Source organism: Actinotalea solisilvae, assembly GCF_016464425.1.
Classification (GTDB): domain Bacteria; phylum Actinomycetota; class Actinomycetes; order Actinomycetales; family Cellulomonadaceae; genus Actinotalea; species Actinotalea solisilvae.
Window position 1 is genome coordinate 1 of sequence record NZ_JADDKQ010000001.1, and the last position, 25690, is coordinate 25690.

Genomic DNA, 25690 nt, shown 5'->3' on the forward strand with positions numbered 1-25690 from the left:
GGGCCTTGACCCGGACGTAGCCGCGGATGTCCATGCCGTCGATGACGGTGCCGGCGGTGGTGATGGTGAGGTCGCCCTCGTGCACGCGCAGCGCGGTGCCCGCGGGGACGCCCGTGTTGGTCGGGCCCGGGACGGTCGGCGCCGGGGCGGCGACGGTCACGGACGTGCAGCCCAGGGCCTTGTCGGCGCCGAAGCCGACGTTGACGAGCGTCGTGCAGACCTGGTGGGTGCCGGGCGCGGCCGCGACGACGCCGGTCCAGCCGAGCCGGCCGTCGGCGCGGGCCGTGCCGGCCGTGAGCGTGGCCGCCGTCGTGCCCACGGTGACGCGCACCGCGACGGGCGCCGTGGTGTCGGGGTCGTCGGCCCAGCCGGAGACCTGGACGCCCGTGCTCGTCGGCGTCGACGCGTCGGCCGCGCCGACGGGGGAGTGGTCGAGCGCGGTGCCGTCGACGCAGCCGAGCGCCCGGTCGGCGCCCGCACCGACGTTGAGCGCCGTCCCGCAGACCTCGTAGGCGCCGGGCGCCAGGGCCAGGACGGTGGTGAAGCCGCGCGTGCCGTCGCTGCGCGCCGTGCCCGCGGCGACGTCGGCCGTCGTGGTCGTGCCCGTCACGGCGAGGCGCACGGTGACGGGGGACGTCGTGTCGATGTCGCCGGCCCAGCCGCTGACCCGCAGGCCCGTGCCGGCGTCGGTCGCCGGGTCCAGGGCACCGGTCGGGCTGTGGTCACGCACCGTGACGCTGCGGCAGCCGAGCGCGGTGTCCGTGCCGTGCGCGACGTTCACCGCGGTCGCGCACGCCTCGTACGTGCCCGGGGCGGTCGGGACCTCGCCCGCGAAACCCGCGGTGGCCGTGGCGCCCAGCGTGCGCGCCGTCGCGCCGACGGTGACGCGGACGTCGACCGCTCCCGTCGTGTCCGGGTCCGTGGCGCGGCCCGCGACGCGGACGCCGGTGGTCGTCGCCTCGACGAGGTCGAGGGTGCCGACCGGCGAGCGGTCCTGCACCGTGACCGTCCGGCAGCTCCAGACGCGGTCGCTGCCGGCGCCGACGTTCTTCACGACCGGGCAGACCGTCTGGGTCCCGCTCGCGGTGGGCACCGTGATCGACCAGCCGCGGTAGGACCCCGCGGAGGGGTAGACCCTGGCGACGTCGCCGCGCAGCTGGTTGGCGACCGTCGTCACCGTGCCCGCGGAGGACGTGATCTCGACCGTCACGGAGGCGGTCGTGTCCGGGTCCCAGGCCCAGCCCTTGAGCTGGACGCCGCCCGGGACGGCGACGACGACGTCGACGTTGCCGATCGGGCTGCCCGTGGTGGGCGCCGTCGCGGCCTGGGCCGTCGTGGTCGTCAGGCCGACGAGGCCTGCGGCGAGGGCGGTGGCGGTGGCGAGCAGTCGCCTGGCGCGGCGGTGCGGTTGCAGAGCGGACACGGAGGACCCCTTGTCGGTCGGGTGGCACATCGATGCGCGACGCCGTCGTCGGCGCGCGGCCACGGTGCTGATCGACCGAACGGGTGGTGACGCGAGGGATTCACCCGCGGTGTGACCTGTTTCTCATTTCTGTTCGGTCGAATTCCGGCAGAGCGGTCCGAAATGATTCGGGATCTAGGTCCCGCCCCCCAGCGAGAAATGCCTGCGTGCCCCATCCCGCCCCAATTCCGCGCATTTCCGGGAAGGCGCCGTCCTGTCCAGTTCTGCACCGTCCGGCCGGCGAGGGCCGCTGCGAACACCCAGGTCGCCGGGGTAAGCGGCCCCGACGGTCGTCCGCGCGGCCGGACGTGCGGGCCTTGACGGTCCGGCGGCAGCTCTGGTGCCGCGACGTGCCTGCCCGAGCCTCGCGACGTTCCCAGGAGCGCCACGAGGACAATTCCTTGATCGGGGGCGGGCGCCTTTCCCATGATCGTCGGGCGCCAGGAGGCGACGGCTTCCGGGAGAATTCAAGATCACCAGGAATTCATGATCGGCGATGCCTGGAAATCATGATCGGAGGCGGGCGACGCGCGTCGACCCGCGCCGCCCGCGCGACCCCGGATGCGATCCGCGGAGCGCCGTGCCGTCCGCGGAGCGCCGTGCCCCTCCGCGGAGCGGCGTGCCGCGTGCGTGGAGCCGGGTGCCGCGACACGACGGCGCGTCGTGGCACGGGGCTCCGCGGACGGGGTGGCACGGGGCTCCGCGGACGGGGTGGCACGGGGCTCCGCGGACGGGCTGGCACGGGGCTCCGCGGACGGGGTGGCACGGCTCCGCACGCGGTGGTGCGGGACCGGTCGGGTCAGGGCGCGGCGTCGGCGCCGGGCACGAGCGACGCGGCGTGCACCCCGGCGGCCGCGGCCGCGAGGAACGCCTCGGGGTCCGCGTCGAGCCCGCGCCCCATCGTCGACAGCCGCACGGGGGAGGAGACCAGTGCGTCCCGCAGGAGCGCGCCGGCCGGCACCTCCACCAGCCGGTGGCGCCCCGACGGGGCGACGAGGGCGCGCGCCTGCTCGTGCACACGTGCGAGCAGCGTCGCACGCGCGGGGTCCGACCCGTCCTCGGGTGCGGCCACCGGGACGACGACGTCGGCGGGCGCGAGCGCGACCCGGCCGTACGCCGTGAGCGAGTGGTGCGAGACGCCGCGGTGCCGCTCGCGCGGGTCGGCGCCCGAGACGCGCAGCGACGCGACCGCGCGACCGCCGAGCGTCGCCGCGGCGTTGACGGCCTCGCCTGCCGCGACCCCCGAGAACCCCCAGCGGGTGCCCGTTCCCAGGTTGCCGGGGCCCTGCGCGACGACCACGAGGTCGGCGGCGAGCACGTGGCGCGCGGCGAGGAGCCCCGTGTGCACGGTGACGGCCTCGAGGTCGCCGCCGAAGGCCTGGCCCACGGTGACGCAGGCCTCGAGCCAGCCCGCGTCGCGCAGGCCTGCGACGGTGCGGGAGAACCAGGCCGGGAGGGCGCCGCCGTCCGTCATGACGTAGACGACGCGGGGCGCCGGGCGGCCCGCGGCCTCGGCCGCCGAGCGCGCACCCGCGACGACGGCCGGGAGGGCCGAGTGGAGGTCGGCCACGACGACGGGCATGCCCCCGAGGTCGTCCGCGTCCGCGAGGAGCGCGTGGTGCGCGGACTCCTGCTCGTCGACGCCCAGCACCATGGCCTGGAGCGGCGTGTAGCGCGCCTTGACGAGGTGTCCCGGCCCGGACGGCGGGTCGGGCGGCAGGCGGTCGGGCAGGGCGACGACGAGCGCGTAGCCGCCCGTGCCGAGGCCCCGCACCTGCGCCGAGACGTTGAGCAGGACGCGGTCGCCCGGCCGCGGGTCGCCCACGAGCGGGGGGTGCGCGAGGGCGCGGAGCTCGGCGCCGTCGTCGGTCCGCACCTGCAGCTCGACCGCGCCGGGCCACGTCGCCCCGCGGGACACGACCGTCGCCGCACGCCAGGAGATCACCCGTGCACGCTACCGGCACGCCTCCCTCGGGGGGCGTGCGGCGCCCGACGCGGCGGGCCGCGTCCGTCGTGGGTACGGTGCCGGGATGACCGACGTCGACCAGCCCGCCGACCGCACCGACGCGCTCGCCCCGCCCGGGACGACCGCGCCCGTCGAGGTCGTCCGGCTCGCGCCGGCCGACGTCGACGACGCCCTCCTCGCCGGGCTCGGCGCCCTCGTGCGCCAGCTGTCGCGCAGCGCCCCGGAGCCGACGCGCGCCGAGGTCGAGGCGATGACGGCGTCCTCCGCCACGCAGGTGCTCGTCGCGCGCACGGCGGACGGCGCGCTGCTCGGCACGCTCACCCTCGTCGTCTTCCGCATCCCGACCGGCGTCCGGGCGTGGGTCGAGGACGTCGTCGTCGACGAGGCCGCGCGCGGGCGGGGCGTCGCCCAGGCCCTCGTGGTGGACGCTCTCGAGCGGGCGCGGCGCGCGGGTGCGCGGACCGTCGACCTCACGTCCCGCCCGTCGCGGGAGGCCGCGAACCGGCTCTACCGACGGGTCGGCTTCGAGCTCCGCGAGACGAACGTCTACCGCTTCACCCACGAGGCCGGCCCCGCCGGCGCCTGAACCCGCCGGCGCCCGCCGACGCGCCGCCGAGGGGCAGCGGTCCTCGCGGACGCGACGACCGGCCGTACCGGCGTGGTCGGGCGCGTGCGGGCGCGCGTCCCACTAGCGTGGGAGCGATGCCTGACGTCCTGCCTCCCGCCGAGCGGCTGCTCAACCTCGTCATCGCGCTCGTGAACACGAGCCACCGCATGACGAAGGAGCAGATCCGCACGTCCGTCGCGGGCTACGACCAGGCGGCGTCCCAGGACGCCTTCGAGCGCATGTTCGAGCGCGACAAGGAGACGCTGCGCGAGCTCGGCATCCCCGTGCTCACGGTCGCCAACGCCGCGCACGGCGACGACCAGGGCTACCGCGTGGACCCGGACGCGTACGCGCTGCCCCCGATGGAGCTCAGCGCCGCCCAGCTCGGCGTCCTCGCCCTGGCCGCCGAGTTCTGGCAGGGCCAGGCGCTGCGACCCGACGCCGCCCGCGCCCTGACCAAGCTCCGCGTCGTCGGCGCGACGCCCTCGGAGACCGACATCGTCGCCGGCCTGGCGCCGCGCCTGCACCCGGCCGGCCCCGCCCTGCCGCCGCTGCTCGACGCCGCCCACGCACGCCAGGCGGTGACCTTCACCTACCGCACGGCGAGCACCGGCGAGGTGATGCGTCGGCACGTCGAGCCGTGGCGGCTCGTCGCGAGCGGCGGCGGCTGGTACCTCGTCGGCCACGACCGCGACCGCGGCGCCGCGCGCGTCTTCCGGCTCAGCCGGATCGACGGGCCGGTCCGGACCCTCGGCTCGCCCGGGGCGTTCGACGTGCCGGCGTCGGCCGACCCCCGCGCCCTCGTGGCGTCCGCGCAGCGCGGCGAGCGTCGCCTCGCCTGGCTCGCCGTCGCCCCGGAGCGCGCGGGCGCCCTCCGGGCGCGCGCCGAGCAGCACGCCGCCCAGCACGCGGCGCGCCACGGCGAGGGTGCGCTCGCCCGCGAACGGCCCGAGGACCTGCCCGACGCGCCGCCGGGGACCGACGTCGTCGCGGTGCCCTACGCGCGCACCGACGAGCTCGCGGACGAGGTGACGGGCTACACCGACGCCGTCGTCGTGCTCGGCCCCGCGCCGCTGCGCGAGGCCGTCGTGCGCCGGCTGCGCGCGGCCGTCGCGATGGGGGAGCGGCTCGCGCCCGCGGGGGGCGACCGTGGCTGAGCGCACGCCCGAACGGCTCGTGCGGCTGCTGGGCATCGTCGCGTACCTCGACCGGACGCCCGACGTGCCGGTCGAGCAGGTCGCCCAGCACTTCGGCGTGACGCCCGACCAGGTGCTCGCCGACGTCGACACGCTCTGGATGTCCGGCACGCCGGGCTACTGGCCCGACGACCTCATCGACTTCGACGCGGGCTCGCTCGAGTCGGGGGTGCTGCGCCTCACGCAGTCGCGCGGCATGGCGCACGCGCTGCGCCTGGGCACGCGTGAGGCGGTCGCGCTGGTCGCGGCCCTGCGCGCGCTCCAGGAGGCCGTCGGCCCCGCGCTCGCCCCGGAGCAGCAGGAGGTGCTCACGAGCACCCTGGCGACGCTCACGGCGGCGACCGGCGAGGCGGCGGCGACCGTCGACGTGCAGCTGTCGGTCGAGGCGCCGCCGGCGGTGCTCGCGGCCGTCCGGCGCGCCCTGGCCGAGCGCCGGCGCGTGCACCTGCGCTACGTCAACGCGGCCGACGCGACGAGCGAGCGCGACGTCGACCCCTGGCAGCTGCTCACGGGCGACGAGCACTCCTACCTCCAGGGCTGGGACCACAGCGTCGGCGCCGAGCGCCTCTTCCGGCTCGACCGGATCCTCGACGCGCGCGTGCTCGACGTGGCGTCCTCGGAGCCGCCGCGCCGCCTGCCCGAGGCGACGTTCCGCCCGCGGGAGGACCACCCCACGGTCGTGCTCGAGCTCGCGGGCTCGGCGCGGTGGGTCGCCGAGCAGGCGCCCGTCGACGCCATCGAGGACCTGCCCGACGGCGGCGTGCGGGTCACGCTGCGGGTCGGCTCCGCCGCCTGGCTCCAGCGCACGCTCCTGCGGCTCGCGAGCCGCGTGCGCGACGTCGACCCGGTGGACCTCGCGACCGCGACGGCCGACGCCGCCCGGCGCGCCCTCGCGGCCTACGACGACGAGCCGGGCGCGACCGACCGCTAGCCTGGGCCCGTGCTCTGGTTCAGCGTGTGGACGCTCCTCGTGGTGGGCACGCTCGTCGGCGCGTTCTTCCTGTTCCGGCGCCTCTACCGCTCGGGCAAGGCCCTCGTCGTCGAGCTCGGCCGCGCGTCGGACGTGCTCGCCGAGGTCGCCGCGCGCGCCGAGGAGATCGAGGGCCTGACCGTCCCGGCGCCCGTCGACCTGCACGACCTCGACGCGGCCCGTGCGCGGCGCGCCGCCGCACGCGTGGGCACCGAGCGCCGGCGTGCGGCACGCGCCGCGCGCCACGAGGCGGCCTACCGGCGCTGGCGCGCGCTCTCCCGCTGAGGGACGCGCGCCGACGACCTGGCCGGCGCCGCGCCGGGGCTAGCATGAGGCCACTCGACACGGAAGGCGTCAACGTGAACTTGCGGGGCTGGGAGTGGGTCATCCTTCTGGCGATCGTCCTGCTGCTGTTCGGCGCGCGACGGCTGCCGGACCTCGCGCGCAGCGTGGGTCGCTCCATGAAGATCTTCCGGTCCGAGGTCAAGGACCTGAAGCAGGACGACTCGGCGTCGCCCGCGAGCACGCCCGGCGCCACGGGCACGTACGAGCCCGGGCAGCCCAGGACGACCGACGACGACGGTGAGCGTCCGCGGCCCTGAGGCGGCGCGCCGGCGGCGCGGCCCGCGTCGCAGCCCGGACGGTCGGATGCCGCTCCGCGAGCACGTCCGCGAGCTGCGGACGCGCGCGCTCCTGGCGACCGCGGGTCTCCTCGTCGGCGCCGTCGTCGGCTGGATCGCCTACCCGTGGCTCTTCGAGGTGCTCCAGGAGCCCGTCGTCGCGCTCGCGGAGCAGCGCGACGACCTCATCTCCCTGAACTTCGGGGGCGTCGCGACGCCGCTCGACCTGCAGATCAAGGTCGCGCTGTTCGCGGGCGCCATCCTGTCGAGCCCCTGGTGGATCTACCAGCTCTGGGCGTTCGTCACCCCCGGGCTCACCCGGCGCGAGCGCTGGACGACCCTCGGCTTCCTCGGCGCCGGCGTCCCGCTGTTCCTCGCGGGCGGCGCGGTCGCGTGGTGGCTCCTGCCCAAGGCGGTCGGGCTGCTGTCCGGGCTCACGCCCGCGGACACCGCGAACCTCATCGACGCCCAGTCCTACCTCGAGTTCATCATGCGCATGGTGCTCGCGTTCGGCCTCGCGTTCCTGCTCCCGGTCGTCATGGTCGGGCTCAACCTCGCCGGGCTCGTGCGCGGGTCCACGTGGGCCCACGGCTGGCGCTGGGCCGTCCTCCTCTGCTTCGTGTTCGCCGCCGTGGCGACGCCCACGGCGGACGCGATCTCGATGTTCTCGCTGGCCCTGCCGATGTGCCTGCTCTACGGGCTGGCCGTCGGCCTGTGCCTGCTCCACGACCGCCGCGCGGACCGCCGGGACCCCTTCGCGGGGACCCCCGACGACGGCGCGGGCGGCGCCCTCGCGTGACCGGGCTGCGCCTCGGCGTCGTCGTCAACCCGACGGCCGGGAGCGGGCGCGGCTCGGCCGAGGGGCACGCCGTGGTGGACGCGCTGACCCGCCGCGGGCACGACGTCCGCGACCTCACGGCCCACGACCTGCCGTCCGCGACGCAGCACGCGCGCCAGGCCGTCGTCGACGGGCTCGACGCGCTCGTCGTCGTGGGCGGGGACGGCATGGTCAACCTCGGCGCGAACGTCGTCGCGGAGACGGACCTGCCGCTGGGCATCGTCGCCGCGGGCAGCGGCAACGACATCGCCCGCGGCCTGGGCCTGCCCCGGCACGACGTCGACGCGGCGGTCGCGCGGATCGAGGCCGGCCTCGAGCGCGGGCCGCTCGCGATGGACGCCGCGGTCGCCGGGCCACCCGGCTACGGCGTGCGGCAGTGGTACCTCGCCGTGCTCTCGGCGGGCTTCGACGCCGCCGTCAACGCGCGGGCCAACACCCTGCGCCGCCCCCGCGGGACGCTGCGCTACGTGCGCGCGCTCGCCCTCGAGCTGCGGTCCTTCGCCCCCTACGGCTACCGGATCACGCTCGACGACGGCACCTGGGAGTCCCTGGGCACGCTCGTCGCGGTCGCGAACGGCCCCTCGTTCGGCGGGGGCATGCGCATCGCGCCCGACGCCGACACGCACGACGGGCTGCTCGACGTCGTCGTCGCCGGGCCGCTCACGCGTGCCGGCCTCGTCGCGGTGTTCCCGCGCGTCTTCTCGGGCCGCCACGTCGACCACCCGGCGGTCCAGGTCCTGCGGTCGCGCCGCGTGCTGGTCGAGCCGAGCGTGCTCGGCCCGCCGCCGCCCGTCGCGTTCGTCGACGGCGAGCGCCTGGGGCCCGCGCCGTTGCTGATCGAGTCCCGGCCGGGGGCCGTGCGCGTGCTCGCCTGACGCCGGCCGCGCCCGCGCGCAGGACCGCCCGGCCCGCGGGGCGTCGTCGGGTGCCGTCGTGCGTCCGTGCCTAGGGTGGAGCCATGTCCTCCCCGGCCGAGCGGTACGCGGCGTCCCGCCGCCGGGCCGCCTTCGAACGCAGCGAGCTGTCGACCTTCGCCGCGGGCTACGCGTTCGGTCTCGACCCCTTCCAGCTCGAGGCGTGCGCCGCGCTCGAGGGCGGCCGTGGGGTCCTCGTCGCCGCCCCGACCGGCGCCGGCAAGACGGTGGTCGGCGAGTTCGCCGTGCACCTCGCCCTGAGCCAGGGCCGCAAGGCGTTCTACACGACGCCCATCAAGGCGCTGAGCAACCAGAAGTACGGCGACCTCGCGCGCCGCCACGGCGCGGAGAACGTCGGCCTGCTCACGGGGGACACGACGGTCAACGGGGACGCGCCCGTGGTCGTCATGACCACCGAGGTGCTCCGGAACATGCTCTACTCCGGCTCCGCGACGCTCGACGGCCTCGGCTACGTGGTCATGGACGAGGTGCACTACCTCGCCGACCGCTTCCGCGGTCCCGTGTGGGAGGAGGTGATCATCCACCTGCCCGACGACGTCCAGCTGGTCTCGCTGTCGGCCACCGTCTCCAACGCCGAGGAGTTCGGCGACTGGCTGACGATGGTGCGGGGGGACACGGCCGTCGTCGTGAGCGAGACGCGCCCCGTGCCGCTGTGGCAGCACGTGCTGGCGACCGACGCGCTGTTCGACCTCTACGCGGGCCACGTCGACCCGACGGCGCCCGGCGTCGACCCGCCCATCAACCCGGACCTCGCCGTCGCCCTGCGTCGCGGGGACCGCGCCGAGGGCTGGCGCGGCCCGGGGGACCGCGGATACCGCGGCGGGGGTCGCGCCCGCGCCCAGACCCGCGGCGCCGCACGGCTCGGCTCGCGGCGGCCCGCGCCGCGCTTCGCCGTCGTCGACCTGCTCGACCAGGGCGGGCTGCTCCCGGCGATCTTCTTCATCTTCTCCCGCGCGGGGTGCGACGCGGCCGTGCAGCAGTGCCTGCGGGCCGGGCTGCGGCTGACGACGGCCGAGCAGGAGGCGACGATCCGCGCCGTGGTCGAGGAGCGGTGCGCCTCGATCCCGCGTCAGGACCTCGCGGTGCTCGGCTTCTGGGAGTGGAGCCAGGCGCTCGAGCGCGGCATCGCCGCCCACCACGCCGGCCTCCTGCCGCTGTTCAAGGAGACGGTCGAGGAGCTGTTCTCGCGCGGGCTCGTCAAGGTCGTCTTCGCGACGGAGACCCTCGCCCTCGGGATCAACATGCCCGCGCGGTCGGTGGTCCTCGAGAAGCTCACCAAGTGGGACGGCTCGGCCCACGTCGACATCACGCCGGGCGAGTACACCCAGCTCACCGGGCGCGCCGGGCGACGCGGGATCGACGTCGAGGGGCACGCCGTCGTCGTGGACCACGGCGGGCTGGACCCCGTCGCGCTCGCGGGGCTCGCCTCGCGGCGCACCTACCCGCTCCGGTCGAGCTTCCGGCCGACGTACAACATGGCGGTCAACCTCGTCGCCCAGGTGGGGCGCGACCGTGCACGCGAGGTGCTCGAGACGAGCTTCGCGCAGTTCCAGGCGGACCGTGCCGTCGTCGGGCTCGCCCGCCAGGCGCAGTCGCACGCCGAGGCGCTCGAGGGCTACGCGGCGGCGATGCGCTGCCACCTCGGCGACTTCGCCGAGTACGCGGACCTGCGGCGCAAGGTCACCGACCGGGAGCAGGACCTCTCGCGCGAGGCCGCCCGGTCGCGCCGGTCGGAGGCGCTCGCGAGCCTGCGGGACCTGCGGATCGGCGACGTCGTCGAGATCCCGGTGGGCCGGCGCGCGGGCTACGCCGTGGTGCTCGACCCGGGCCGCGACGCGGGCCTCGACGGCCCGCGGCCCACGGTCCTCACGGCCGAGCGCCAGGTCCGCACGCTCAGCGCGGCCGAGCTCTCGGGCGGCGTCCGGCCGGTGACCCGCGTGCGCGTGCCCAAGTCGTTCGCCCCGCGCAACCCGGGCGCGCGCCGCGACCTCGTGTCGGCGATGAACACCGCCCTGTCCGAGCCGGACCGGTCCGGCCGGTCCGCGTCGGCCCGGACCGCCGCGGACGACGGCGACCGCGCGCGCACCCGCCACGACCGCGCCGACGGGCGGGAGCAGCCCGGGCGGGGGCGCGCGGCGGCGGCCGACGACGCGACGCTCGCCGAGCTGCGCCGCCGGATGCGCAACCACCCGTGCCACGGCTGCTCGGAGCGCGAGGACCACGCCCGCTGGGGCGAGCGGTACCACCGCCTGCGCAAGGAGCACGACGCGCTCGTGCGGCGGATCGACGGACGCACGAGCTCGATCGCGCGCGTGTTCGACCGGATCTGCGACGTCCTGACCGAGCGCGGGTACCTCGAGCTCGTGGAGGGCGAGGACCGCACCGACGCCGAGGCCGCGGCGGGTCCGGTGCAGGGCCCCGCGCGCACGCGCGTCACCGCCGCCGGGCAGGTCCTGCGGCGCCTCTACGCCGAGAGCGACCTCCTCGTCGCGGAGTGCCTGCGCACGGGCCTCTGGGACGGTCTCGACGGCCCTGCCCTCGCCGCGGCGGTGTCGGCCGTGGTGTTCGAGGCGCGGCGCGAGGAGCGCGAGGCGGCGCCGCCGCTCCCGGGCGGGCCGCAGGGCCGGCTCGCGCGAGCGCTCGACGAGACGCAGCGCACGTGGTCGCGGCTCGAGGACCTCGAGCTCGCGCACGGGCTCAGCGCGACGCGCCCGCTGGACCTGGGGCTCGTCGAGCCCGTGCACCGCTGGGCCAGCGGCCGCGGGCTCGCGTCGGTGCTCCAGGGCACCGACCTGGCGGCGGGCGACTTCGTCCGGTGGTGCAAGCAGGTGGTGGACCTGCTCGACCAGGTCGCGCAGGTGGCGCCCAACCCCCAGACCCGGGCGGCAGCGCGGCGCGGGGTCGACCAGGTGCGGCGCGGCGTCGTCGCCTACAGCTCGGTCTGACGGCGGGGTCGGGCCGCGGCGCGCGCTGCGCTAGTTTCGGCCCGTGGCCAGCACCCTCTACCGCAACGCCGTCGTCCACTCGTCCGCCGACCCGTTCGCGGAGGCGCTCGTCGTCTCCGACGGGCAGGTCGCCTGGATGGGGAGCGACAGCACGGTCCACACGGTCGCCGACGGCGTGGACGAGGTCGTCGACCTCGACGGCGCGCTCGTCACGCCCGCGTTCGTCGACGCGCACGCCCACGTGCTCCAGACCGGGGCCGCGCTCGAGGGCGTCGACCTCTCGCCCGCCGCCGGCGTGACCAGCCTGCGCGCCGCGCTCGACGCCGTCGCGGCCGCCGCCCGCCGCGCGCGCGACCTGGGCGCCTCGACGCCCCTCGTCGGCCACGGCTGGGACGAGACGGGGTGGCCCGAGGGGCGCCCGCCGACGCGCGAGGAGCTCGACCGCGTCACGGGTGGCGCGCCCGTGCACCTGTCGAGGGCCGACGTGCACTCCGCTGTCGTCTCGTCGTCGTTCGCGCGCGTGACGGGCTGCGACGCGCTCCCCGGCTGGCACGAGGACGGCCGCGTCACGGGCGCCGCGCACCAGCGTGCGCTCGACGTGGTGACCGCCGTGGCCCGCGAGGACCGCGACCGCCTCCACGGGACGGCGCTCCGGGCCGCCGCGGCGCAGGGCATCGCGTCCGTGCACGAGCACAGCCGGCCCGGCGTGGACGACGTCGACGGGCTCGCGGCGCTGCTCGCGGGCACGCGCGACGCCGCGAGCGGGCTCCCGCTCGTGATCGGCTACCGCGCCGCCCTGTGCGCGACCGAGGAGGACGTGCGGGCCCTGCTCGCGGCGGTGCCCGGCCTCACCGGCGTCGGCGGCGACCTCTGCGTCGACGGGTCGCTCGGGTCGCGCACCGCGGCCCTCCGGGCGCCCTACGCCGACGCGCCCGCGGGGTGGGCGCCGGAGGCGGCGCGGGGCGTGCTCGAGCTCACGGCCGAGCAGGTCGCCGCGCACGTCGTCGCGGTCTCGCGCGCGCGCACCCAGGCCGCCTTCCACGTCATCGGCGACCGGGCGACCGACGAGGTCGTCGCCGGCCTGCGGCTCGCGGCGGACCAGGAGGGCGTGGCCGCGGTCGGCGCGGGCCGGCACCGGCTCGAGCACGCCGAGATGATCGACGCGCCCGCCCTCGCGGCGATGGTGCTGCTCGGCCTCGTCGCGAGCGTCCAGCCCGCGTTCGACGCGCGCTGGGGCGGCCCCGACGGCATGTACGCGCAGCGCCTCGGGCCCGGCCGTGCGGCCGCGATGAACCCGCTCGCCGACCTCGCCGCCGCGGGCGTGCCCCTCGCGCTGGGGTCGGACGCGCCCGTCACGCCCTTCGACCCGTGGGGCGCCGTGCTCGCCGCGATGACGCACCACGACGCGGGGCAGCGGATCTCGGCGCGCGCGGCGTTCCGCGCGCACACGCGCGGCGGCTGGCGGGCCGCGGGCCTCGACCACACCGGCGCCGGGGAGATCCGGCTGGGCGCGCCCGCGACGCTCGCGTTCTGGCGGACCGAGAGCCTCGCCGTCCAGGCGCCCGACGGACGGCTCGCGGCGTGGAGCACCGACCCCCGCGCGGGGACCCCGCTGCTGCCCGAGCTCGGACCGGAGCTCCCGCGGCCGGTCTGCCTGCGCACGCTGCGCGACGGGGTCGTGCTCCACGACGCGCTGGGCTGAGGCACCGGCGCGACACGCCGAGCAGACACGCCGCGAATCAGCGCATCACCCGTTCGGATCACGGTCCCGGTGACCTGCGGCTATGGCGCTGACCAGGACTTCCGGCCGCTTGACGGAGCGCGACGAACGAGTAGGTTTCCGATGTTCCTCCCCGCGGTCGACGCGGAGCTGGGCCGCCTCGGCGGCCCCGGCAGCGCCCCCGGGTGAGGGCACCGGCTTGGCCCGCATGTTCAGTAGACAACGGACGACGACGCACCCCCAGGTCGCCGCCGTCCGGTCCGAAGGACATGCGGGCCAGTCGGTCGGTGCCTGCGCTCCAGCGGTGCCCCGACGCCGTTCGGGTGCACGCCGAGCGCGCGACTACCCTGGGTCCGTGCCGTTCACCCCTCCGCGCCGGGCGACGACCCTGCTCCTGGCCGTGGTCGGGGGCCTCCTCGTGGACGCCGGCTTCCCCGGCCTGTCCTGGTGGCCGCTGACGTTCGTCGGCGTCGCGCTGCTCTTCCTGGCCCTCGGCCGCGACAGCGCGCGCTGGAACGCCCTCGTCGGGCTTGTGCACGGCCTCGCCTTCTTCCTGCCGCACCTCACCTGGGTGCAGGGTTCGGTCGGCATGATCCCGTGGGTCGGGCTCTCGGTCGTCGAGGCGGCGTTCGTCGCGGCCGTCGGCGCCGCGTGGGCATGGGCACGGCGCGGCGCCGTCATCTGGTCGGCCGCGCGCTACCAGGTGCCCGTGTTCGCGCTCCTGTGGGTCGCCGCGGAGGAGGCGCGCCAGGTGTTCCCGTTCGGCGGGTTCCCCTGGGGCCGGCTGGCGTTCTCGCAGGCCGACTCGCCGCTGGGCCGGTTCGCCTGGGCCGGCGGTGCGCCCCTGGTCTCGCTGCTCGTCGTCGTCCTCGGCGTGCTGCTGGCGATCGCCCTGCTGTCGCTGCGCCGGGTCGACGTCGGCGCGGCGAGCGGGCACGTCCTGCTGGGCGCGGCCGTGGTCGGCGCCGGGTGGCTCCTGCCGCTCGACACCGCGGCCCAGGAGGGCCACCTGGAGGTGGGCGCGGTCCAGGGCAACGTCCCCGACCGCGGGCTCGACGCGTTCCAGCAGCAGCGCGAGGTGCTCGAGAACCACGTGGCCGGCAGCTACGCCCTGCTCGACCGGGTCGCGCCCGGCGAGCTGGACCTGGTCGTGTGGCCCGAGAACGGCTCGGACATCGACCCGCGGGTCGACCCCGCCGCGGGCGAGGCCGTCCTGGGCGCGGCGCGCGCGCTCGACGCGCCCCTGCTGGTCGGCACCCAGGAGTTCCCCGAGACGGGGGGCCGGCTCAACGTCGCGCAGCTGTGGGACCCCGAGCTCGGCCCGGTCGACTCGTACGCCAAGCAGCACCCGGCGCCCTTCGCCGAGTACGTCCCGTTCCGGGACCTGGCCCGGCGCTTCTCGGACGCCGTGGACCGCGTGAGCACCGACATGCTCCCCGGCGACGAGGTCGGGCTCGTCGAGCTCGAGTCCGGCCGCCTCGGGCGGACGGTCGGGCTGGGCGACGTCATCTGCTTCGAGGTCGCCTACGACGACCTGGTCCGGGACGCGGTGCAGGCCGGGGGAGAGGTGCTGCTCGTCCAGACCAACAACGCGACGTTCGGGCGCTCGGACGAGTCGACGCAGCAGCTCGCGATGAGCCGCCTGCGGGCGATCGAGCACGGCCGGGCCACCGTCCAGATCTCGACCGTGGGCGTGAGCGCCGTCATCACGCCGAGCGGCGTGACGACCCAGCGCACGGGCCTGTTCACGGCCGAGCAGATGGTGGCCTCGCTGCCGCTGCGCTCGGAGCTCACGCCCGCGACCCGCTACGGCGACGCCGTCGCGTGGGTGCTGCGCGTCCTCGGCCCGCTCACCGTCGTGGCTGGCGTCGCCGGCGCGCGACGCACGCCGCGGTCCGCTCGTGTCGCACCCGCCGAGCGCGCCACCGAGCGCGTGCGCTGACCCGCACGCGCGTGCGCTGACTGGCGCTGACCTGGCCCCCGCCGCGCGCTGCCCCGCCGCGTGTGAAGACCGCGACGTCGCGCGCGAAGACCGGGACGACAACGGCCGCCGCCCCGAGGGGCGACGGCCGTGGGTCGTCCGTGCGTCTGGCGTCCCGCCCGAGCTGGTTCCCTGCGGGTCAGGCGGTGCCGGTCAGGCGGTGCCGGTCAGGCGGAGCGCCGCAGCTTGCCGGCGCGGAGCAGCTCGAGCCGCTCGGCGAGCAGCTCCTCGAGCTCGCCCACCGTGCGCCGCTCCAGGAGCATGTCCCAGTGCGTGCGCGGGGCCTTGCCGGCCTTGGGCTCGGGCTTGCTCGCGTCGCGGAGCAGGGCCTCCTCGCCGCAGCGGCACTCCCACACGACGGGGACGTCGGCCTCCGCGGAGAACGGCAGGATGATGGTGTGCCCGTTGGGGCAGTCGTAGAACGCCTGGAACCGCGGGGCGAACTCGACGCCCTCGTCGGACTCCATGCTGTGTGCGCCGATGCGCATGCCGCGCAGTGATCGGTCAGCCATCGCGTGACCTCCTAGGCCGCTGGGCGGGCGGAGGGTCGCTCCCCACCCGTGAACTCGTCTGTGTCGTCCTCTGCGTCAACGTGCCCGACCGGGACGATGTTCCGGCCGGTGGTGAAGGTCCGGTGAACGTGCCGGGCCGACCTCAGCCCGCCGGCACCGCGCGGCCCCTCCCGCTCCGTCCGGGCCGCGTCGGGTGTCCGGACCCACCGTCCCCCGCCCGGGCCACCCCTGCAACTCGACCGCCGCGCGCGACCGTGGCGCCGCACGGGACGCGCCCGAGGCGCCGCGCGGGGCGGTGTGCTCAGGCGTCGCGCCGGCCCGGCTGGGCCAGGACCACCCCGTCGGTGAACATCACGCCGTCGGCGAAGCGGGCCTCGACCCGGCCGCCACCGAACTGCTCGGCGTGCAGGCGAGCGTAGAGACCGCCCCGCTCGAGGAGCTCGTCGTGCGTGCCCTGCTCGACGATCCGTCCCGCGTCGACGACGACGATGACGTCCGCGTGCCGGATGGTCGACAGGCGGTGCGCGATGGCGATCGTCGTGCGGCCCACCATGACGTCGGCGAGCGCCTGCTGGACGAGCCGCTCGGACGACGTGTCCAGCGCCGACGTCGCCTCGTCGAGGATGAGCACGCGCGGGTCCTTGAGGAGCACGCGGGCGATCGCGAGGCGCTGCTTCTCCCCGCCGGAGAGCCGGTAGCCGCGCTCGCCCACCGTGGTGGCGTAGCCGTCCGCGAAGGCCATGATCCGGTCGTGGATGTTCGCGGCCCGCGCGGCCTCGTGCAGCTCCTCGTCGGTCGCGTCGGGCCGCGCGTAGCGCAGGTTCTCCGCGATGCTCGCGTGGAACAGGTAGGGGTCCTGCGTCACCATCCCGACCGCGTCCGCGACGGTCGCGAGGGTGAGGTCGCGCACGTCGTGCCCGTCGAGCAGCACGGCGCCGGCGTCGACCTCGTAGAGCCGGGGCACGAGGTAGCTGAGCGTCGTCTTGCCCGCGCCCGAGGGACCGACGAAGGCGGCGAGCTGCCCGGCCTCGATGCGCAGCGAGACGCCCCGCACGGCCCACGTGCGTCCGCGGGGCAGCCCGGGATGACCCGGCGGGCCCTCGCGCGGGGCCTCGACGACGTCGTGGTCGGCCTCGGGCGGCTCGGTGACGGAGGCCGAGGCCGGGGCGGGGGCGGTGTGGGGGGAGCCGGGCGCGACCGGCGCGCCACCCATCGCCGCGAGGCCGAGCATCGCGCCGCGGCCGCCCCCGAGCCCCATGCCGCCGCCGCGCCCGTGGCCGCCGCCCGGCTCGGGCGCGGGCGCCACGAGCCGTGGGGGAGGCGGGTAGGAGAACCACACGTCGGCGAGCTCGACGCCGCCCCGCACGGCCGCGACGTCGAGGGACCGCGCGCCCGCGCGGTCCCGGATCGCGGGGACGAGGTCGAGGTACTCGAAGATGCGCCGGAAGAGCGCGAGCGAGGTCTGCACGTCGAGCGCGACGCGCATGAGGGAGACCATCGGCATGAGCAGCCGGGCCTGGAGCGTGGAGAAGGCGACCAGCGTGCCTGCCGAGACGTCGGCGCCGCCCGCCAGCATGAAGCCCGCCGCGAGGTAGACGAGGGCCGGCGTGATCGCCATGAACGCCGTGACGACGCCGAAGAACCCCTGGCCTGCCATCGCCTGGCGCACCTGGAGGTCGACCTGGCGCTCGTTCTCCTCGCGGTAGCGGGCGATCTCGGCATCCGCCCGGTTGAAGACCTTGGAGAGCAGCACGCCCGAGACGCTCAGCGCCTCCTCGGTGATCGCCGTCATGTCGGACAACGACTCCTGCGTGCGGCGCGCGAGCACCTGGCGCCGGGCGCCGACCCGGCGCTGGAGCACGAGGAACACGGGCATGAGCGCGACCGAGATCACGGTGAGCTGCCAGGACAGGAGCAGCATCGCGACCAGCGACGCGATGACGGTGACGGAGTTGGACAGGATGCTCGCGGCCGTCGTGGTGAGGACCGAGCGCACCCCGCCGACGTCGTTCGCGAGGCGGGACTGGATGGAGCCCGTCTTCGTGGCGGTGAAGAAGGCGAGCTCCATGCGCTCCAGGTGCTCGAAGAGCCGCCCGCGCAGGTCCGCCATCGCGCGGTTCCCGACGGACGTCGTGAGGTACGTCTGCCCGACGCCGATCGCGGCGCTGAGCAGGGGCACCGCGACCATCGCGGACACCAGCCAGCCGAGCAGGCGCAGGTCCACGGCGCCGTCGCCCGTGCCGTCGACCGGGAACAGCGCCCGGTCGAAGACGGCCTGGGTGAGGAACGGCGTGATGATGCCGAGCCCCGCACCGACGACGATCGTCACCGCGACGAGCACCAGCTGGCCGCGGTAGGGACTGAGCAGGCCGCCGATGCGGCGCAGCAGCGGGCCGGTGGCCGCCTCGACCATCAGCCCCGCGCCTCGCCGGCCGCGGAGGCCGTGCCGTCCAGCCGGGCGCACAGCCAGCCGAGCGCCTCGACCGCGAGGTCGTGGTCGTCCGCCTGGGCGAGGCCCGAGACCGTCACGGTGCCCACCGGGCCGACGTCGCGGACGGTCAGCGGAACGCTGCCGCCGTGCGCGGCGTACTCCTGGACGGACAGCCCCGACTGCTCCGCGAACGTGCGCCCGGCGCGACGCGCGCGCAGGCCGACGAGGAACGACGGCGCCCCGAACCGGTCGACCACGCGCACCTTGCGCTCGACCCAGGTGTCGTTGTCCGGCGAGGTGCCCGGGCGGGAGGCGTGGAAGAGCACGTGCCCGTGGCGCCGCACGTCCACCGTGATCGGGAGATCGCGCTCGCGCGCGAGCTCGACGAGCCGGCAGCCCAGGTCCCAGGCGTCGTCGTTGGTGAACCGCGGCAGGACGAGCCGGCGCTGCTGGTCCACGACCTCGGCGATGCGGCGGTCGAGCTCGGCGGTGTCCTGCGGGGTGGCGTCGGCCATGGGTCCTCCTGGGGGCGGTGCCGCGCCGTCGAGGGGCGGGCACCGTCCATCCTGCCCCGCCGCACCGACACCCGCCGCCACCGGGCCACCCGCGGGCCGGGACGCAGTACGGGCGGTGGCCGACGTCGTCGGCGCACCGCCCGCACGGCGTGCCCGGGCCTCGGCCGGGCAGGCCACCCGCTCAGCTGGGCGGCGTGACGATGCCCGTGTCGGTGCAGACGATGACGTGGCTGAGGTCCTTGCCCGTGCCGTGGTCGTAGGCGACCCCGGCCTCCGGGTCCTCGATCACGACGTTGGCGCCGTCGCCGCTGCCGGCCTTGAGGACGAGCAGCGTGTAGACGGTCCCGGCGGGCAGGGCGTCGAGCGTGATCGAGCCGACGCCGTCGGGGAGCTCGGTCTTCGAGCAGTCCCCGTAGCCGAGGTTCTCCCAGTAGGCGACCTGGTTGGGGCCGACCATCGGCGCGGCGAGGGCGGGGCCGGCGGACCCGGCGAGCAGGGCGGCGGCGAGGCCGGCCGTGGCCAGTGACTTCTTCATCGCTGTTCCTTCGAGAGGAGTGCGGGCTCGTGGCCCAGGAAGGTCGTCCGCGGACCGCCCCCTCTGCGGCCTGCGTGATGCCCGACGTCTCCGCCGGACGTTCCCGGGAGGCCGCGCCGTCGTCGCCGCGGTGTCCCGGATGTCCCGTATGTCCGAAAACGTAACGCCGCGACGCCGCGCCGCGCCATGGGCTGGTCCCCCCGTCCGGGCGCGTTCACCCGCGCGGCGTAGCCGGACGCCGCGGACCGTCGCCCCGTGCGTGCCCGCGGTCGGGGGGCTTGGGCGGGCAGTCGCCTCAGCCGGTGGGCCGGATCTCGGCGAGGCGAGCGCGGACGAGCCGCTCGAGCACGGCGTCGGGCACGGGCCGGTCGGCCGTGAAGCGGACCATGCCCTTCGACACGGACCAGCCGTCGAGGTCGCCGCGCACCGCGTCGACCGCACCGGGGGAGAACGGGATGACCGCGAGGTGGCGCGTCGCGGCCTGCACCCCCACGAGCGGCTTGCCGTCGACCCGGAGCGCGGGGACGCCGTAGCTCACGCCGTCCTCCGCCTCGGGCACGACGCGACGTGCGACGTCGACCACGTGCGCGAGCGCCTCGCGGGCGGGGGAGGGGAGGCCCGCGAGCGCGTCGTCGATCGATCCCATGCGCCCATCGTGCACCCGTGGCCCAGACTGGCGGCATGACGAGGTACGCCTACGACGTCGAGCTGCTCCACCTGCTCGTGTCCCCGCAGCACGCGTACTTCGGCCGCGCGCGCGACGGCGCCGCCGACGTGCCGACCACGGACGCCGACCGCGTCGACGTCGTGGCGGGCAAGGGCATCGTCGGCGACCGCTTCTTCGGCAAGGCGGCGCACATGGACGCGGCGGTCACGCTGCTGGCCGTGGAAGGGCTCGAGGCGATCGCCGCCGAGCTCGGGGCGTCCCCGTTCGACCCGATGCTCGCGCGACGCAACGTCGTGCTGCGGGGTGCGGAGCTCGCGCCCCTGCTCGGTGAGGAGCTGGAGATCGAGTCGCGCGGCGACGTCGTCCGCCTGCGCGCGGGACGTGCCGCGCACCCGTGCGCGTGGATGGACCGCGTGCTCGCCCCGGGCGCCCACCACGCGATGCGCGGCCGCGGCGGGCTGCGGTGCGTCCCGCTCACCGACGGCGTCCTGCACCGAGGGCCTGCCGTGCTCCGCAGCCCGGTGCCGCTCGACCCCGCGCGAGCGGGCGAGGCGGTCGTGCGCCGGGCCTCCCGGCTGCCCTGAGCGCCGGCGTCGAGCGCCTGCCCCGAGCGCGCCCGGCCGTGCTGGGCACGTCGCGCGCGACGTGGCACGATCACGACCGTGGGCACCGCGGCGACCGACCAGCACCTGCGCGACCTCGCCCTGCTGCGGCGGGTGCGGGACCGCATCGACCGCGAGTACGCGCAGCCGCTCGACGTCGAGGCGCTCGCGCGCGGAGTGCACCTCTCGGCGGGGCACCTGAGCCGCGAGTTCCGGCGCGCGTACGGCGAGCCGCCCTACCAGTACCTCATGACGCGGCGGATCGAGCGGGCGATGGCCCTGCTGCGCCGGGGCGACCTCAGCGTCACCGAGGTCTGCTTCGCCGTCGGGTGCTCCTCGCTGGGATCCTTCAGCACGCGCTTCGCCGAGCTCGTCGGTGTGCCGCCGAGCACCTACCGGGAGCGCGCGGCACAGGCGGCCGAGGCGGCCCGGACGCCACCGGAGATGCCGTCGTGCGTCACGCGCCAGGTCACCAGACCGGTCAGGAATCGAGAAGCCCGCGCGGTCGGGGCGCGCCTAGCGTGAGCGCCATGGACATCACCATCCACTACACCTTCCTCCCGCAGACGGACCCCGAGGCCGCGCTCGCGTTCTACCGCGACGCCCTCGGCTTCGAGGTCCGCAACGACGTGGGCTTCGACGGCCAGCGCTGGATCACCGTCGGCCCGCCCGGCAGCCCGACGTCGATCGTGCTGCACCCCCCGGCCGCCGACCCGGGCGTCACCGACGACGAGCGGCGCACGGTGCTCGAGATGATCGCCAAGGGCACGTTCGCGGCGGTCGCGCTGGGGACCGACGACCTCGACGGCCTCTTCGAGAAGCTCGTGGCCAGTGGCGCCGAGGTGGTGCAGGAGCCCACCGACCAGCCGTACGGTGTACGGGACTGCGCGTTCCGAGACCCGACGGGCAACATGGTCCGGATCAACGCCCTCACCTGAGCGCCCGGCGCCGCCGGCCCGCACAGCACCGTCCGTGTCCCGACCTGCAGGGGAGACCAGATGACCACGGTCGCGACGACCGGTACGACGGCGGCCGCGGTGCACCCCGCGGACACCCACGACCTCATCCGGGTGCAGGGGGCGCGCGAGAACAACCTCAAGGACGTCAGCGTCGAGATCCCGAAGCGCCGGCTGACGGTGTTCACCGGCGTCTCGGGGTCCGGCAAGAGCTCGCTCGTGTTCGACACGATCGCCGCGGACTCCCAGCGGCTCATCAACGAGACCTACAGCGCGTTCGTCCAGGGGTTCATGCCGACGCTCGCCCGCCCCGACGTCGACCTGCTCGACGGCCTCACGACCGCGATCATCGTCGACCAGGAGCGCATGGGGGCGAACCCGCGCTCGACGGTCGGCACCGCGACCGATGCGAACGCCATGCTGCGCATCCTGTTCAGCCGGCTCGGCGACCCGCACATCGGGTCGCCGAACGCCTTCTCGTTCAACATGCCCTCCGTGCGCGCGAGCGGCGCGATCACGGTCGAGAAGGGCCCGGGCAAGGCGAAGGCCGAGAAGGTGACGTTCACGCGCCTGGGCGGCATGTGCCCGCGGTGCGAGGGCATGGGCTCGGTCAACGACATCGACCGGCACGCGCTCTACGACGACACCAAGTCGCTCAACGAGGGTGCCATCACGATCCCGGGCTACTCGATGGACGGCTGGTACGGCCGGATCTTCCGCGAGTCGGGATTCTTCGACCCCGACAAGCCGATCCGCGACTTCAGCGCGTCGGAGCTCGACGACCTCCTGCACAAGGAGCCGACGAAGATCAAGGTCAGCGGCATCAACATCACGTACACGGGGCTGGTGCCGGCGATCCAGAAGTCCTTCCTGTCCAAGGACGTCGACGCGATGCAGCCGCACATCCGCGCCTTCGTCGAGCGTGCCGTGACCTTCACGACCTGCCCGGACTGCGACGGGACGCGACTGGGGCCCGAGGCGCGGTCCTCGAAGATCGCGGGCAAGAGCATCGCGGACGTCTGCGCGATGCAGATCAGCGACCTCGCCGCGTGGGTCGCCGAGCTCGACGAGCCGTCGGTCGCCCCGCTGCTCGCGGGCCTGCGGCACCTGCTCGAGTCGTTCGTGGAGATCGGCCTGGGCTACCTGTCGCTCGACCGCCCCGCCGGCACGCTGTCCGGGGGAGAGGCGCAGCGGACCAAGATGATCCGCCACCTCGGCTCGTCCCTCACCGACGTCACCTACGTCTTCGACGAGCCGACGATCGGGCTGCACCCGCACGACATCCAGCGCATGAACGGGCTCCTGCTCCAGCTGCGCGACAAGGGCAACACCGTGCTCGTCGTCGAGCACAAGCCCGAGACGATCGTCATCGCCGACCACGTCGTCGACCTCGGCCCGGGCGCCGGGACCGCGGGCGGCACGGTCTGCTACGAGGGCACGGTGGACGGGCTGCGGGGGAGCGGCACCACGACCGGCCGCCACCTCGACGACCGCGCGTCCCTCAAGCCGTCCGTGCGGACGCCGTCGGGCGCGCTCGAGGTGCGGGGCGCGTCCTCGCACAACCTGCGCGACGTCGACGTCGACATCCCGCTCGGCGTGCTGTGCGTGCTCACGGGCGTGGCCGGGTCCGGCAAGAGCTCGCTGGTCATGGGCTCGGTCGCGGGGCGCGACGGCGTCGTGGTCGTCGACCAGGGTGCGATCCGCGGGTCGCGGCGCAGCAACCCGGCGACCTACACGGGGCTGCTCGAGCCGATCCGCAAGGCGTTCGCCAAAGCCAACGGCGTCAAGCCCGCGCTGTTCAGCGCGAACTCCGAGGGCGCGTGCCCCGTGTGCAACGGCGCGGGCGTGATCTACACCGACCTCGGCATGATGGCCGGCGTATCGACCACGTGCGAGGAGTGCGAGGGCAGGCGCTTCCAGGCGGCCGTCCTCGAGTACCGCCTCGGCGGACGGGACATCAGCCAGGTCCTCGAGATGCCCGTCACGGAGGCCACGGCGTTCTTCGCCGAGGGTGAGGCGAAGCTGCCGGCCGCGCACGCGATCCTCGAGCGCCTCGTCGGCGTCGGCCTCGGCTACCTCAGCCTGGGCCAGCCGCTGACGACGTTGTCGGGGGGCGAGCGCCAGCGCCTCAAGCTCGCGTCGCGCATGGGCGAGAAGGGCGGCGTCTACGTGCTCGACGAGCCGACGACGGGCCTGCACCTGGCCGACGTCGAGCAGCTCCTGGGCCTGCTGGACCGGCTCGTGGACTCGGGGCGCTCGGTCATCGTCATCGAGCACCACCAGGCCGTCATGGCGCACGCCGACTGGATCATCGACCTCGGCCCGGGCGCGGGGCACGACGGCGGCCGCGTCATCTTCGAGGGCACGCCCGCGGACCTCGTCGCGCAGCGGTCGACGCTCACGGGCCAGCACCTCGCCGCCTACGTCGGCGCGTGAGCGGGCAGGTCAGGGCCGCAGCAGCGCGTGGACCCGGGCGGCCTGCCGGGTGAGGTGGTCGCGCTCGGCGACGTCCCGGGCGGCGCGCGCGGCGTCCGCGTAGAGCCGCGCCGCGGCCGCGAGCTCGCCCGCGCGCTCGCGCAGGTGCGCCTCGACGGCGGCGTACCGGGGGAGCGCCGGGTCGAGGTCGGCGAGGGCGGCGAGCCCGGCCCGCGCGCCGTCCGCCTCACCGACGGCCACGGCCCGGTTGAGCCGGACCACGGGGCTGGCGGTGAGCCGCCAGAGCTCGTCGTACCACTCGACGACCTGGACCCAGTCGGTCTCCTCGAACGTCCGGGCGTCGGCGTGCAGGGCGGCGATCGCGGCCTGCGCCTGGTACTCGCCGAGCCGGTCGCGCGCAAGCGCCGCCTGGAGGACCGCGACGCCCTCCGCGATCCTGGTGCGGTCCCACCGGGACCGGTCCTGCTCGGCCAGGGGCACGAGGACGCCGTCGGGCGTGGTGCGGGCCTCGCGCCGCGCCCGGTGCAGCAGGAGGAGGGCGAGCAGGCCGGAGACCTCGGCGTCGTCGGTGAGGTCACGCAGCCGGCGGGTGAGCCGGATCGCCTCGTCCGCCAGGTCGACGTCGCCGCTGTAGCCCTCGTTGAAGATCAGGTAGAGGACGCGCAGGACGGTCGCGAGGTCGCCCGGCTCGCCGAGGCGCACCCCGGCGAGGGTCCGCTTGGCGCGGCTGATGCGCTGGGCCATCGTCGCCTCGGGGACGAGGTACGCCTCGGCGACCTGCCGCGTGGTGAGGCCGCCCACGGCGCGCAGCGTGAGCGCGACCGCCGAGGCGGGGGTCAGCGACGGGTGGGCGCACAGCGCGTAGAGCGCGAGGGTGTCGTCGGACTCCGGCGGGGCGCCCGGCGGCGGCTCGGTCGCGACGCGCAGCTCGCGCGCGCGCCGCGCGCCGTCGGCCTTCATGAGGTCCAGGACCTTGCGCCACGCGGCCGTGACGAGCCAGCCCTTCGGGTCGGCGGGCGGGTCGGCGGGCCAGGTCGCGAGCGCGCGGAGCAGCGCCTCCTGCACGGCGTCCTCGGCCGTCGCGAAGTCGGCCCCGCGACGGACGAGGACACCGGTCACCGCGGGGACGATGTCCCGCAGCAGGGCCTCGTTCACGCCTCGACGGTCGTCGGCGACCCCATGAAGGGCCGCAGCTCGAGCCATTCGTGGATGGGCTCGCCGTCCGGTCCGGGCGCGGCCGAGTAGGCGCCCGCGATCTCGACGGCGCGCTCGTAGGAGTCGACGTCGATGATCATCCACCCGGCGACGAGGTCCTTGGTCTCGGCGAAGGGTCCGTCGGTGACGGGCGGCCTGCCGTCGCCGCCGTACCGCACGAACGCGCCCTCGGGTGAGAGCGCCTGGTGGCTGACGAACTCGCCGGACTCCTCGAGGCGCCGCGCGAAGTCGACCATCCACTGGATGTGGGCGTCCACGGCCGCCGGCGGCCACTGGTCCATGGGCGGCACGTCGACGACGGGCTCGGGGTTGCCGCGGTAGTGCTTGAGGATGAGGTACTTGGCCATGCGTGTCTCCGTCCGGTCCGGCGTGACCAGTATGGCCACGCACGTCTCTGGGACGACGCCGGGCCGCGGTTCTCGACATCGGCGCGGGCACGACGTCGTGGGAGGCGTAGCGGCACCGCCGCTCCGCGGGGTCCCGGCGGCATGGCCATGTCTGGTGTCGCTACGCCGATAAGGGACATTATGTCACTCGGGCTGGATATCGCCCCGTCTGCAGCGGGGCATCCCCTCCCTCGG

Annotated in this window: 22 protein-coding genes and 1 pseudogene; 14 read left to right on the top strand and 9 right to left on the bottom strand. The window is 75.8% G+C overall.

Annotation, left to right across the window (positions count from 1 at the left end; translation table 11 throughout):
* Positions 1-1423, bottom strand: a pseudogene (locus JIG38_RS00005) (hypothetical protein); the annotation flags it as partial.
* An 838-nt stretch (positions 1424-2261) separates the two neighbouring features.
* Positions 2262-3407: a DUF3866 family protein gene (locus JIG38_RS00010; protein ID WP_199421463.1), complete on the bottom strand. Its 1146-nt coding sequence runs from the start codon at positions 3405-3407 to the stop codon at positions 2262-2264.
* Between the two features lie 85 nt (positions 3408-3492).
* On the opposite strand from JIG38_RS00010, the gene JIG38_RS00015 reads away from it, so the two are divergent.
* The 10 genes from JIG38_RS00015 (at position 3493) to lnt (ending at position 15201) form a co-directional block, all read left to right on the top strand.
* On the top strand, positions 3493-4014 hold the full coding sequence (locus JIG38_RS00015) for a GNAT family N-acetyltransferase (RefSeq protein WP_199421464.1): 522 nt from the start codon (positions 3493-3495) through the stop codon (positions 4012-4014).
* 116 nt (positions 4015-4130) lie between these two features.
* The gene (locus JIG38_RS00020) at positions 4131-5192 is read left to right on the top strand and encodes a helix-turn-helix transcriptional regulator (RefSeq protein WP_199421465.1); all 1062 of its coding nucleotides are present in this window, start codon (positions 4131-4133) and stop codon (positions 5190-5192) included.
* Complete coding sequence (locus JIG38_RS20815) at positions 5185-6162, top strand: helix-turn-helix transcriptional regulator (RefSeq protein WP_199421466.1); 978 nt, start codon at positions 5185-5187, stop codon at positions 6160-6162. The genes JIG38_RS00020 and JIG38_RS20815 overlap by 8 nt, the downstream gene beginning before the upstream one ends.
* 9 nt (positions 6163-6171) lie before the next feature.
* Complete coding sequence (locus tag JIG38_RS00030) at positions 6172-6486, top strand: hypothetical protein (protein ID WP_199421467.1); 315 nt, start codon at positions 6172-6174, stop codon at positions 6484-6486.
* 44 nt (positions 6487-6530) lie between these two features.
* Positions 6531-6803, top strand: a complete 273-nt coding sequence (gene tatA, locus JIG38_RS00035) for a Sec-independent protein translocase subunit TatA (protein ID WP_199421468.1) — start codon at positions 6531-6533, stop codon at positions 6801-6803.
* A gap of 46 nt (positions 6804-6849) precedes the next feature.
* Positions 6850-7620 carry a twin-arginine translocase subunit TatC gene (gene tatC / locus JIG38_RS00040; protein ID WP_199421469.1) on the top strand — a complete coding sequence of 257 codons (771 nt, stop codon included), beginning with the start codon at positions 6850-6852 and terminating at the stop codon, positions 7618-7620.
* Positions 7617-8534 carry a diacylglycerol/lipid kinase family protein gene (locus JIG38_RS00045; RefSeq protein ID WP_307844368.1) on the top strand — a complete coding sequence of 306 codons (918 nt, stop codon included), beginning with the start codon at positions 7617-7619 and terminating at the stop codon, positions 8532-8534. Before tatC ends, JIG38_RS00045 begins: the two co-directional genes overlap by 4 nt.
* Positions 8535-8617: 83 nt before the next feature.
* Positions 8618-11539 carry a DEAD/DEAH box helicase gene (locus JIG38_RS00050; protein ID WP_199421470.1) on the top strand — a complete coding sequence of 974 codons (2922 nt, stop codon included), beginning with the start codon at positions 8618-8620 and terminating at the stop codon, positions 11537-11539.
* A 43-nt stretch (positions 11540-11582) separates the two neighbouring features.
* A complete protein-coding gene (locus JIG38_RS00055; RefSeq protein ID WP_199421471.1) occupies positions 11583-13241 on the top strand; it encodes an amidohydrolase in 1659 nt (552 codons plus the stop codon).
* A gap of 373 nt (positions 13242-13614) precedes the next feature.
* Positions 13615-15201, top strand: a complete 1587-nt coding sequence (gene lnt / locus JIG38_RS00060) for an apolipoprotein N-acyltransferase (RefSeq protein ID WP_307844370.1) — start codon at positions 13615-13617, stop codon at positions 15199-15201.
* A 206-nt stretch (positions 15202-15407) separates the two neighbouring features.
* Here lnt and JIG38_RS00065 read toward each other — a convergent pair whose 3' ends face one another.
* From JIG38_RS00065 to JIG38_RS00085, 5 genes are all read right to left on the bottom strand, one after another.
* Positions 15408-15752, bottom strand: coding sequence for an RNA polymerase-binding protein RbpA (locus JIG38_RS00065; RefSeq protein ID WP_199421472.1), 345 nt, complete (start codon positions 15750-15752; stop codon positions 15408-15410).
* Positions 15753-16053: 301 nt separating this feature from the next.
* Positions 16054-18165, bottom strand: coding sequence for an ABC transporter ATP-binding protein (locus JIG38_RS00070; RefSeq protein ID WP_233404101.1), 2112 nt, complete (start codon positions 18163-18165; stop codon positions 16054-16056).
* Positions 18165-18698, bottom strand: a complete 534-nt coding sequence (locus JIG38_RS00075) for a heme-degrading domain-containing protein (RefSeq protein WP_199421473.1) — start codon at positions 18696-18698, stop codon at positions 18165-18167. The genes JIG38_RS00070 and JIG38_RS00075 overlap by 1 nt, the downstream gene beginning before the upstream one ends.
* Positions 18699-18879: 181 nt before the next feature.
* Complete coding sequence (locus JIG38_RS00080) at positions 18880-19233, bottom strand: hypothetical protein (protein WP_199421474.1); 354 nt, start codon at positions 19231-19233, stop codon at positions 18880-18882.
* 295 nt (positions 19234-19528) lie between these two features.
* Positions 19529-19879, bottom strand: a complete 351-nt coding sequence (locus JIG38_RS00085) for an iron chaperone (protein ID WP_199421475.1) — start codon at positions 19877-19879, stop codon at positions 19529-19531.
* A 35-nt stretch (positions 19880-19914) separates the two neighbouring features.
* On the opposite strand from JIG38_RS00085, the gene JIG38_RS00090 reads away from it, so the two are divergent.
* The 4 genes from JIG38_RS00090 (at position 19915) to JIG38_RS00105 (ending at position 23894) form a co-directional block, all read left to right on the top strand.
* Positions 19915-20484: an MOSC domain-containing protein gene (locus tag JIG38_RS00090; protein WP_199421476.1), complete on the top strand. Its 570-nt coding sequence runs from the start codon at positions 19915-19917 to the stop codon at positions 20482-20484.
* A gap of 78 nt (positions 20485-20562) precedes the next feature.
* Positions 20563-21027 carry a helix-turn-helix transcriptional regulator gene (locus JIG38_RS00095; protein ID WP_199421477.1) on the top strand — a complete coding sequence of 155 codons (465 nt, stop codon included), beginning with the start codon at positions 20563-20565 and terminating at the stop codon, positions 21025-21027.
* Between the two features lie 5 nt (positions 21028-21032).
* Positions 21033-21440: a VOC family protein gene (locus JIG38_RS00100; RefSeq protein WP_199421478.1), complete on the top strand. Its 408-nt coding sequence runs from the start codon at positions 21033-21035 to the stop codon at positions 21438-21440.
* A 60-nt stretch (positions 21441-21500) separates the two neighbouring features.
* Positions 21501-23894 (top strand): ATP-binding cassette domain-containing protein, encoded by a 2394-nt coding sequence (locus JIG38_RS00105; protein ID WP_199421479.1) that lies wholly within the window; start codon positions 21501-21503, stop codon positions 23892-23894.
* A 9-nt stretch (positions 23895-23903) separates the two neighbouring features.
* Here the strand turns inward: JIG38_RS00105 and JIG38_RS00110 are convergent, their stop codons facing one another.
* Positions 23904-25049, bottom strand: a complete 1146-nt coding sequence (locus JIG38_RS00110; protein WP_307844373.1) for an RNA polymerase sigma factor — start codon at positions 25047-25049, stop codon at positions 23904-23906.
* On the bottom strand, positions 25046-25456 hold the full coding sequence (locus JIG38_RS00115; RefSeq protein ID WP_199421481.1) for a YciI family protein: 411 nt from the start codon (positions 25454-25456) through the stop codon (positions 25046-25048). The genes JIG38_RS00110 and JIG38_RS00115 overlap by 4 nt, the downstream gene beginning before the upstream one ends.
* Positions 25457-25690: the final 234 nt, after the last annotated feature.